The organism is Comamonas testosteroni ATCC 11996 (genome assembly GCF_000241525.1).
In the GTDB taxonomy this organism is placed as follows: Bacteria; Pseudomonadota; Gammaproteobacteria; order Burkholderiales; family Burkholderiaceae_C; genus Comamonas; species Comamonas testosteroni.
Genome location: NZ_AHIL01000057.1, coordinates 1 through 10,469, shown reverse-complemented (window position 1 = coordinate 10,469; position 10,469 = coordinate 1). Strand labels below are relative to the sequence as shown.

At 55.9% G+C, this 10,469-nt stretch carries 10 protein-coding genes; 2 read left to right on the top strand and 8 right to left on the bottom strand.

Annotated elements, in window-relative coordinates; translation table 11 throughout:
* The coding region (locus tag CTATCC11996_RS23620) for an IS3 family transposase (protein WP_003081363.1) at nucleotides 1-944 on the top strand (944 nt) is incomplete at its 5' end.
* Between the two features lie 253 nt (nucleotides 945-1,197).
* Here the strand turns inward: CTATCC11996_RS23620 and CTATCC11996_RS23615 are convergent.
* From CTATCC11996_RS23615 to CTATCC11996_RS23580, 8 genes are all read right to left on the bottom strand, one after another.
* Complete coding sequence (locus CTATCC11996_RS23615; protein ID WP_034350260.1) at nucleotides 1,198-2,247, bottom strand: DMT family transporter; 1,050 nt, start codon at nucleotides 2,245-2,247, stop codon at nucleotides 1,198-1,200.
* A 38-nt stretch (nucleotides 2,248-2,285) separates the two neighbouring features.
* Nucleotides 2,286-2,657, bottom strand: coding sequence for a hypothetical protein (locus tag CTATCC11996_RS23610; protein WP_003055055.1), 372 nt, complete (start codon nucleotides 2,655-2,657; stop codon nucleotides 2,286-2,288).
* Nucleotides 2,658-2,716: 59 nt separating this feature from the next.
* The gene (locus CTATCC11996_RS23605) at nucleotides 2,717-5,860 is read right to left on the bottom strand and encodes an efflux RND transporter permease subunit (protein ID WP_003081359.1); all 3,144 of its coding nucleotides are present in this window, start codon (nucleotides 5,858-5,860) and stop codon (nucleotides 2,717-2,719) included.
* Nucleotides 5,861-5,875: 15 nt separating this feature from the next.
* The gene (locus tag CTATCC11996_RS23600; RefSeq protein WP_003081355.1) at nucleotides 5,876-6,994 is read right to left on the bottom strand and encodes an efflux RND transporter periplasmic adaptor subunit; all 1,119 of its coding nucleotides are present in this window, start codon (nucleotides 6,992-6,994) and stop codon (nucleotides 5,876-5,878) included.
* Nucleotides 6,991-7,482 carry a hypothetical protein gene (locus tag CTATCC11996_RS23595; protein ID WP_003081354.1) on the bottom strand — a complete coding sequence of 164 codons (492 nt, stop codon included), beginning with the start codon at nucleotides 7,480-7,482 and terminating at the stop codon, nucleotides 6,991-6,993. Before CTATCC11996_RS23595 ends, CTATCC11996_RS23600 begins: the two co-directional genes overlap by 4 nt.
* A 116-nt stretch (nucleotides 7,483-7,598) precedes the next feature.
* Entirely contained in the window at nucleotides 7,599-8,783 is a 1,185-nt protein-coding gene (locus CTATCC11996_RS25310; protein ID WP_080554097.1) for a TolC family protein, read from the bottom strand.
* A 188-nt stretch (nucleotides 8,784-8,971) separates the two neighbouring features.
* Nucleotides 8,972-9,325: a hypothetical protein gene (locus CTATCC11996_RS25995; RefSeq protein WP_034350255.1), complete on the bottom strand. Its 354-nt coding sequence runs from the start codon at nucleotides 9,323-9,325 to the stop codon at nucleotides 8,972-8,974.
* Between the two features lie 192 nt (nucleotides 9,326-9,517).
* On the bottom strand, nucleotides 9,518-10,228 hold the full coding sequence (locus CTATCC11996_RS23580; RefSeq protein ID WP_003062571.1) for a cation diffusion facilitator family transporter: 711 nt from the start codon (nucleotides 10,226-10,228) through the stop codon (nucleotides 9,518-9,520).
* Between CTATCC11996_RS23580 and CTATCC11996_RS26565 the strand changes: the two genes are divergently transcribed.
* Complete coding sequence (locus tag CTATCC11996_RS26565) at nucleotides 10,115-10,372, top strand: integrase core domain-containing protein (protein ID WP_369346160.1); 258 nt, start codon at nucleotides 10,115-10,117, stop codon at nucleotides 10,370-10,372. The two genes, CTATCC11996_RS23580 and CTATCC11996_RS26565, sit on opposite strands and share 114 nt — an antisense overlap.
* Nucleotides 10,373-10,469 lie beyond the last annotated feature (97 nt).

The following is a 10,469-nucleotide window of genomic DNA, read 5'->3' as shown; positions in this document are numbered from 1 at the left end:
AGCGGGAGCTTCTCAAACAGGCCCATGAAATCTTAAAAAATGGGGCTGGCATTGATCTGCATAGCCTGGCAAACAAAGATAAGGCTGTGCTGGTTGAAGCGTTGCGCGGTCAGTATGAATTGCCAGAACTGCTTTCTCTTGTTGGCCTTGCTAGAAGCTCGTACTTTTACCATCGTGCCCGGCTGAAGCTGGCTGACAAATACTTGGATGTACGCCGAAGCATCACAGAGATCTTCGACAACAACTACCGTTGCTATGGGTACCGCAGGGTACAGGCATCTCTGCTCAAGGAGTGCACGGGCATCTCAGAGAAGGTGGTTCGTCGGCTGATGAAGCAGGAGGGGTTGATCGTGGCCAAGCCCAAACGCCGCAGATATAACTCCTACCTTGGAGAGATAGGTGCTGCCCCGCAAAACCTCATCAATCGAGACTTCCATGCTGCTGCGCCCAATGAGAAGTGGCTCACAGACATTACTGAATTCCAAATCCCTGCTGGCAAGGTTTACCTGTCGCCAGTCATTGATTGCTTTGACGGGCTGGTGGTGAGCTGGTCGATTGGGACTCATCCCAACGCAAATCTCGTCAACACAATGCTGGATGCGGCCATTGATGCTGCTCAAGGCAGTGAGAGCCGCCCTGTGATTCATTCTGATCGTGGAGCTCACTACCGCTGGCCGGGCTGGCTCTCGAGGATCCATGATGCAAAGCTGATTCGCTCGATGTCTCGCAAAGGGTGCTCGCCAGACAATGCTGCATGCGAAGGCTTCTTTGGAAGGCTGAAAATAGAGTTGTTCTATCCCGGCAACTGGCAATCAACGACGATTGAGCAGTTCATCGAAGCTGTCGATGCGTACATTCGTTGGTACAACGAAAAACGTATCAAGGTATCTCTGGGACGTTTAAGTCCTGTGGAATACCGGCACAAACTTGGCCTAGCCGCATAAAACCAGTCCAAGTTTTTATCCGCACCCTCGGCGGGTCAGTTTTGCGTGGAAATTAACAGCGATCAATTACAGACGGGATCGCCGCTGCAATTTCTATCATTTCTACAGTAACTCAGTGGAAACTTCAAACAAAGCTCCCAGGGCCAGTCATCGTCGCAGCAGCTTCAGTTGTTGGCCTTGTCATCTATCAACTAGATCATTGACATCGTAAGGCGAGTGCGGTTCACGCGTGTCGGCACGCTGAATCTGCACATCAGTGTTTGTGTTCGTGCTGATGATGGAAATCTGGGAAATGCTCATGGTTGTGCGTCGTAGGCTCATGAGTGTGCAAATGTGCATGCTTACCCGTTGGCATCGACCCGTCCGCGTGGACATGCTGATGATGCTCATCATGTTCATGTTCATGACTATGTTCTAGCAACTCATGGGTGTGCTCGTGCTGATGGGTTTCAGTAAGGTGTAGCCAGACCCCGATACCCATCAAAACGCCAGCAACGAGCAATCGAGGCGATGCAGGCTCTCCCAAGAAAGCAATGGCCAGCACGGCTCCAAAAAACGGCGCGATGGAGAAATACGCCCCTGTGCGAGCTGTACCCAGATAGCGCAAGGCGATCACGAACAAGACCAAGCTCGTGCCATAGCTCAGGAAGCCAATCACCGCCCCCAAAGCCACGACTCCTGGTGACGGCCAGACTGCACCAGTTGCCAGAGCCAACAGCAAATTGGTAGCGCCGGCAGCCAGGCCCTTCATCATGGCAATGAAGGAGGCATCCGCAATCGACACCTTACGGGTCAGGTTGTTATCAATGGCCCAGGACAGACAGGCACCGAGCACTGCAAGCGTGGGCCAAAGACTGGCAGTGCTTGTTTGACTCGGCCAACTGAGCACGACTGCACCAGCGACGATTGCCACCATCCCCAAGGCGATGCGGCGATCAAAGTTTTCTTTGAACACAAACCACGCGAGAACGGCAGTCAGTACGCCCTCGGCGTTGAGCAGCAAAGATGCGTCGGTCGCAGCCATCCCAGACAAGCCTGTCATCAAAAGCAGCGGCCCCATCATGCCGCCTGCTATGACGGCTGCAGCCAACCACCCCATTTCATGCCGCTTCAGGGCGACTGCAGGAGCTTTCGTAATCAGCCTGTAGATCAGCAGGCCGATACCAGAGCCGAGGTAGAGAATGCCTGCCATCAACCAGGGACTGGCATGCTCCAGCAGCATCTTGACTGCTGGGGTACCTGCACCAAACAGAACTGCTGCGCTCAGTGCGGCCACAACTCCACGGTTTGCCAGAACATTCATAGCTACCTCGTCTTACCTATGCTTTGTCGAGCTGGGTATTACTTGACCGAAAAACGCACGGTGACAGTTTGGCCTTCAACGCCGGTGATTGCTGCAACAACTTTGCTGCCCTTGGCAACCTTGATACCTGTTGCTTCAAGTTTGTTGCCACCGGCAGGCTTGATGTCGGCTTCAGACTTTTCCGCACCATTGAGCACGGTCAGTTTTCCGCCCATCTTGCTCACGTCAGCAGGATCGTCGTGATCGATTACGTAGATGGCAGCACCATTGGCTTGTGGAACCAGTTCAAAGGACAGATCGCTGGCCGATTGGACAATGCCGCCGTGCTGAGGCTTGGCAGTGCCATGCGCGATGGCGTTCATGCTGATCAGAGAAAGGCCCAGGACAGCTGCAGACAGCAGTTTTTTCATAACTATTCCTAGCTAAAGCGAGGCGCATCAAGGGCTGCGCCTCAAAGCCCGTAATTGCTTTAAAACGCTTCTTGCTGCTCAGGCGTGCCTTCGGCTTCTGGATTTGAAGCCAGAAGCTTTTCGGTGGCCGTTCGACCAAATGCCAGGTACATCAGTGGAGTCAACAACGTATCTAGGAGCGTGGAGCTCACCAAACCACCGAAGATGACCACCGCAACTGGATGCAAGATTTCCTTGCCAGCAGCATCGGCAGACAGCAGCAAAGGCGTCAGGGCAAACGCAGCTACCAGCGCAGTCATCAGCACAGGTGTCAGGCGCTCCAGTGAGCCGCGGACAACCATGGACTGGCCGAACTGCTCCCCTTCAAACTTGCAGAGGTTGATGTAGTGGCTCACCTTGAGGATGCCATTGCGAACTGCAATGCCTGTCAAGGTAATGAAGCCCACCATGGAGGCCACGGAGAGCGTGATTCCCGAAAGCCACATTGCAATCACACTGCCCACCAGAGCCAACGGGATATTGGCCATGATGATCAAGGCCAGCGTCGTGGAGCGGTAGCGTGTGTAAAGCACCAGGAACACCAAAGCCAGAGACATCAGCGATAGCCACGCAATCTTTTGCGCAGCCTGCTCCTGAGCCTGGAACTGCCCCTCCAGAGAGATGGAGTTGCCTGTCGGTAACTGGGTGCGATCTATCGCCGCACGAATGTCACGCACGATACGACTCATGTCTGAACCGTCCGTGTTGGCATAGACCACGATGCGACGACGACCGTTTTCCCGGCCAATCTGGTTGGGTCCATCCGTCTCGGAGACCGTCGCAATCGCTGAGACAGGAATCCTGCCAGCCGGCGTGTCGATCAGGGTTCGAGCCAGGTCTTGCGGGCTGCGACCTTCATCGGGCAAACGCAACACCAGTTCGTAGCGACGAGGGCCATCCACGATCTGTGCACCATGAGCACCATCCGTCAGCGCTTGCAGCACACGAATAGCCTCCCCGGGAGCCAACCCCACCTGGGCGGCTTTCTGATGGTCAAGACGCACAGTAATCTGAGGAATCAGCACTTGCTTCTCGACGGTCAGGTCAACCAGGCCAGGGATGCTTGAAAGACTTTGGCGCATCTGCTCGGCCAAACCACGCAGCGTGTCGGTATCGTCACCAGAAATTTTCAGGGCGATCTGAGCGCGAACACCGGACAGCAAGTGATCCAGGCGGTGAGAAATCGGCTGGCCCACAGCAACTTGTGCGGGCAGCACAGACAGCTTTGCGCGAATATCGGCCATCACGGCTTCACGATCACGCTCGCTGCGCTTCAGATCAACGTCGATCTCTGCAGAGTGAACCCCTTCCGCGTGCTCGTCCAGCTCAGCCCGGCCTGTTCTGCGCCCAACCTGGGTGACCTCGGGCACCTCCATGATCAAGGTCTCAGCCAAGGAGCCCATTCGATTGGCTTCTGCCAATGACGTCCCCGGATTGAACACCATGCCCAGAACCAGCGAGCCTTCATTGAAGGCTGGCAGGAACGCTCTCGGGAAGAAGGGAACGCTGGCCAGTGCAATCACTACTGCAGCCAAGGCCGTAGCCATCAGCGCTTTGCTTCTTGGGAAAGACCAAGCCAGCAGCTTTTCATCCCATTGCTTGAGGCGTCTGACGATGGGGCTGTCCCCATGATCAATGCGCTTCATTCTCGGCAGGAGGTAGGAACACAGTACCGGCGTCACCGTCATCGACACCAGCATGGAAGCCAGAATGGAGATGATGTAGGCGATGCCCAGCGGCGAGAACAAGCGGCCTTCGACCCCTGGCAGAGCAAACAGCGGCACGAACACCAGCACCACGATGGCCGTGGCATAAACGATGCCGGAGCGAACCTCCACGCTGGCTTTGCGCACAACCTCAAGCGTCGGCATCGGGTGCTCCTGCTCCCGGTTTTGCTTGAGTCTGCGCAGAATGTTTTCTACGTCCACCACCGCATCGTCAACCAACTCGCCAATGGCAATGGCAAGTCCGCCCAAGGTCATCACATTGATGGATTGTCCCAGCCAGTGAAATACCAGCGCCGTGGCAGCCAGCGACAGTGGGATCGCGACCAGTGAGATCAGAGTGGTTCTGGCTGAGAGCAAGAAGGCAAACAGAACGATGGCGACCATGATGGCTCCATCACGCAGTGCCTCTGTCACGTTGCCAATGGAGGCTTCAATGAAATCCGCCTGTCGGAACAAGGCTCTTGGTTCGTTGATGCCTTCAGGACGGCCCTTGCTTAGTTCACGAAGCGCTTGCTCGATGTCACGCGTCACGCGAACGGTATCGGCTTCAGGTTGCTTCTGAACGCTGACGATGACCGCAGGAGAGCCGTTGTAACCACCGTCACCGCGCTTCATGGCCGGAGCAAACCGGACATTGGCAACCTGCTCCAGGCGGATTGGACGGCCATCTCGCCAGGCCACTGCAGCGGACTGCAGGTCCTCGACCTTGTTGGTACGCCCAATGTGGCGGATCAGATATTCCCTGCTATTGAGGTCTATGAAACCGCCGCCTGCGTTGCCTGCAAACCCCTTGAGAGCCGCTTCCAGCTGAGAAAGGGTGACGCCGAACTGAGCCATCCTGGCGGTGTCAGGCTCGACACGCAATTGACGTACTTCACCCCCGATGGGAATGACTTGCGAAACACCTTGGACAGCCAACAAGCGAGGACGCAGCACAAAGTCTGCATACTCCCGTGCCTGCATGGGTGTTGCGGCCGATGCGCCTTTTTCGCCCACATTCAAGGGCAAGGCCAGCAGCATGACCTCACCCATGATGGAAGACACAGGGCCCATCACCGGCACCACATCAGCGGGAAGTCGCTCGCGTACGAGCGCAAGCCGCTCCGCCACCAACTGGCGATTGCGGTAGATGTCAGTTCCCCAGTCAAACTCGGCATAGAGAATCGACAAACCGACCCCGGACATGGAGCGCACGCGAGTGACCCCCGGCATGCCATTCAATGCTGTTTCAATGGGGAAAGTCACCAACTGCTCGACTTCTTCAGGGGCCATGCCCCCGGCTTCGGTCAGAACAGTGATTAGAGGTTTGTTGAGGTCCGGGAAGACATCAACAGGCGTTTTGACCGCTGTGATGATCCCGTAGACCATCAATATCGCAGCGAACGCCAGCACAAACAGCCGGTTATGCAGGCTGTTACGAACAATCCAGTTGAACATGTGTCACCTCACAGTTCAGCGGATTTGTGCGATCAGCGCCGCACCTTGAACCACGACCCGGTTTTCATCGCCAAGCCCCTTGGTAACGACGATCCGGTTCGCATCCAACGCTTGGTACTGCACGGGCTGAGGGATATAGCGCTCTGCACCTGACTTGATCCAGACGACAGGCTCATTGGCAGGGTTGCGAGTAATCGCCTGTGCGGGAAGAACAAAGCCTTTGACACTTTGCTTGGAGTTGGCAATCACGGTGACAGGTTGGCCAATAGCAATCGGTAGCTGTTGAGTGCCATCGGACGCAACCGCCTTGAAGGTCAATGGCAACACACCGTCACGCAAGCTTCGACCAGCACCAATGAGCTCCAAACGGACTCCCGGCGTCGCTTTGATCGTTGCTGCACTGATGTTGGCTGCTAGAGCAGGATCGGCCGTTGTGGCCTCCACCATGACCTTGGCTGGATCGGTAATCTCAAACAAGACATCCTTGGATTCGACAACCTGACCGAGCACCACATTGGCGCTGGCGATGACACCCGAAACCGGTGCGACAACGTTTTCCTTGGCAGCAAGTCCGCCACCGATTGCGCTTTCACGCGCCCTCAGGCTTGCAAACTCTGTCTGAGCCGCTTCAATCTCTTTGCGTGGGACAGTGCCTTCAAGCCCTTTGAGTCGCTCCACACGCTTTTGCGCAATTTCGCGGGCACCTCTGAGCTCGGCCAACTGGGCACGCTGTCCTGACAAGGCAAGTGGATCTGCGTGATGGGCTACGACCGCCAGGACCTCCCCTTTACGTACAGTCTTGCCAGCAAACGGCAAGCCTTGGGATCCGGCCTCAATCTTTCCGCCCACAACCGTCTGAACCAGGCCGCTTGCATTGGGGTCCGCGATGACTTTGGCTGGCAGTTCGGTGGTTGCGCTTGCTTCGGACATCAGGGCAATTTCCGTGCGAATTGCCAATCGACGCTGGGACAACATGGGCACATTGACGCTGCCATCAGGCAGACGACTCAAACCTGCTGCCGATGGAGCGGCCGAGGCGGTATCCAGATGCTCTCCGTTGGGGCCATGAGCGCCCGGAGAGGCTTGAGCCATGGTGACGGCCAAGACCGCAGACATGATGACGATGCGTTTCATTGGGCGCCTCCCTTTGCTACCTTGCTGTTAGAGCCACGGCCCAAGAGCCATCCCAATCCACCCACTGCGGCCAATGCCGCAATTGCCAATGCGCCAAACAGCAAAGCGTTTTCATCTCCATGAGCATGGGTGGCCTCAGCTGCAGCTTGGGTCGCCCCGACTTCCAAAGTGCCGTCCAGCAGGTCAGACTCTTTGCCATCCAGAATCGTGATCACCAGCGCGTGTGACCCTTTCTTGCCGAGTTCTGCCAAGAACTTCTCGTCAGCCACGGCATAGTCGCCCTGGTCCGAGTGATAAGGCGCAGGGGCTTTCAGTTGACCCAGCTCGACTTCCACCTTGGCTTGATCCACGGGTTCATTCGTAGCGAATCGATTAATGAACATCGAAAACTCACCGCCCTGCAGGCGACCAACCAGCTCGTAGTCTTCGGACTTAGCCTCGAACCTGGGTGCAGAAGAAGTGGCTCCTGCCGTAGGTGCTGCGTCCAAATGCTCTCCATTGGGACCGTGTGCACCAGGGGATGCCAAGGCGATCCCTGTAGTAAGGGCGAAGCCACCCAGTAAGAGCAAGCGCTTCACGGCGCAAGGAGTTGAAAACGGAGAATTCATGGCAGTTGTCCGTAGGCTTGTTGAAGACGTGCACGTGCGAGGCCAAATGCAGCCTCCTGCCGAGCAGCGCTGTAGTCGGCTTGAGCTGCGGCACTGGCTGCGCGCAGAAGCTCTGGGAGCGATGTCTCGCCTGCATTGAAGGCGGCACGAATCAGCTTGGCTCGTTCGTTAAGCAACGCGGCTTTTTCACGCTCGGTCTGCAACTGCAACTGACTTGCCGCTGCTGCAGCCTTGGCGCTTTCCATGCGAGCAGACAACTGAGCACGAAGCACCTGTTCCTTGCGCTGAGCTATGTCCAGCTCGGTCAAGGCGGCAGCTTGCAAGGGTGCATTTCTATCGTCTGTGCCGAACGGAATACGCACAGCAAGGCCCAGGCTGTAGGCGGAACCCTGACCATGGCCTGGAATGTCTTGCCTGAACTTGGTGATCAGCTCTGGAGCACTGCGATTCGATTTGGCAACCAAATCCAAACGCTTACGTGCCAGGTCTACTTGCTGTTCTGCACGCAACAGTTCGGGATGCTCAGCCAACTGGCGAGGAGATGGGCTTTCAGCACTCGCAAACGTAGCGTCAGGTGTTTGGGCCAATCCTGTCAGGGCTGTCCACTGGCGCTTTGCTGCTTCAAGCTGGGTTTCAGCCTGTGACTGAGTTGCTTGTGCGCTTAAAAGCTCCCCCTTGGCTGCCAAGGCATCTGCTCTTGCCAGATCACCGGCTTTCACACGTTTATCCACGTCTGATGCGATGGCCGCAAAAGTGCTGGTCTGCTGCTTTGACAAAGATTGGCTGGCCTGCAACTCAGCAATCTGCCAATGCAACTCACGGACAACCTCTGCAACACGCAGTTTTCCCTCAGTTTCAGACAACTGAGATAGAGATGACAACGAATCTGCGGCTTGTTGCTTGGCGCTTTTCTGGCCGGGAAGCCAGAGCGGCACCGCCAAAGCTACTTCAGTCTCGCGAGCGCCATTGTTGCTTTGCAGGCGGTCATTGCGGTGGCTCAACTCCACTGAGGGAGGTGCAGCCCAAAGAGCACTTGATGCTTGCTTTTCTGCGGCTGCCTGCCGAGAAATGCCTGCAGCCTCAGCAGAGGCAACGGCGCGGCTCCAGGCCGCCTCAACGGCAGTCGCCAAGGTTGTTTTTTGAATGTTGCTGCTCGATTTTGGCGCAGCAACGCTTTCCATTGGCTGTGCGTACGACGTGCACGCCAACGTCAGCCCTGCAAGAATGCAGAGCCTCCATTTAATTTTGGGGTTCACAAAGCCTCTAAATGCTCTGGGTACATAGCAATACCGTCGCGAGGTACTGCGACAGATCTGACATGCACGAACGAAGGGATGGCTTCAGACGGATGAAGCCGACCTAAAGAGAGCTAGGCTGTGAGTCTGGGAGGCCGTCGAAGACCTTCCAGGATCGGATGGGGGAGCATGGAATCGACGACCGGGCAGAGTGGAGAGCTTACCCAGTCGGGCACCGGAACACTCAAGGTGAAAGCTTCAACCGCTGCAGATGGCATCCCATTGGCCATCATGTGCAGTTTGGAGTCAGAGGAGTCATCGAGCTCCACGGCACCATCATCATGGTGGTGGTGGCCTTCCTCTTGAAGATGCATCGCCGCATGCTCAAGCGCTTCATGTGACGCGAAGACAGGCATCTGGCCAGCCACAGCAAGGGCTTGCCAGAAGACGCTCAGCATCACGAAGAACATGGCCAGACGGCGTGTCATAGTTCAGAAATTATATGTGGAAGGTATCTCCCACAATCTTTGTGGACGCTGCGAAATTGTTTGACGCACGGCCAGACCAGTATTGCTCATACTGACTGAATTTGCGTAACGCTTCCACTGAGGCAGAAAGCTGCCGCTCAATGAAAAGTCACGAGAGTCTGCTTCCGGCGAAAGCAGCGGCCAAGCAAATGCTTATATGAGTGCCGTTGATGAGTTCAGTGGATTCACTTCCACTGAAACATGCGCTAACTCCTCATGAATAGTGACAAGTTGGCGGATGTAGTCAGGGGTGACTTCAGAGTTTCCTTCTACGGCAATGACGGCGGCATATTTCCCTTTGCCCACCCGCCAAACGTGCAGGTCCGTGATGACAGCCCGATATGGACCTTCGGCGATGGATTCTCGAATTTCTTCGGCCACTGGTGCATCCATCTCGGCATCCAGCAAGACTCGACTGCTATCACACAACAGACCCCACGCCCAAATGGCGACTAGAGCCGCACCGACGATGCCCATCAAGGGGTCCAGCCAACCAAAACCCCAGTGTATTCCACCCAGCAAAGCAACGATGGCTAGCACCGAAGTAGCGGCATCCGCAAGGACGTGAAGATAGGCTGAACGCAAGTTAAGGTCGCCATGATCTGAGTTGTCGTCGTGGTTGTGCCCATGGTGATCATGGCCATGATGCTGATGCTGATGGACTAAGGGCCAGAGTTCCTTGCCCACGCAGTAAAGCGATGGGCGCAGAGCAAGGGTAGGAACCTTCGCCACATTCAGCGAGGCACGCCGATCCAGAACGCTTACGTCGAACGCTTCAACAGGTCCTGCCGAACGGAGGTGCTCGACTGCGATGTCTATGGATCCGTACAGGAAGTCCGGTCTAGGAACGAGGGCTGGCAGCATTTTTACAACCACTATCGTTTGCACGAATCGTTGAGCCGAAGACCGCCGGTCGCGTATTTTGTTAAAAGTTTCACCAACCTCTGCTTTTATGTCACACAGGAAAGCGAGGGGGCTTCACACTCAGCGTGTTTAGTTCGCAGTTGATTGCATGCGAGCATCCCGTTCAGCTGTTGTTTCATTACGCATTTCGTTGATAACTTGCTCGCGGGTTTTGCTCGATCCAGTCTCGGGAGTACCACTT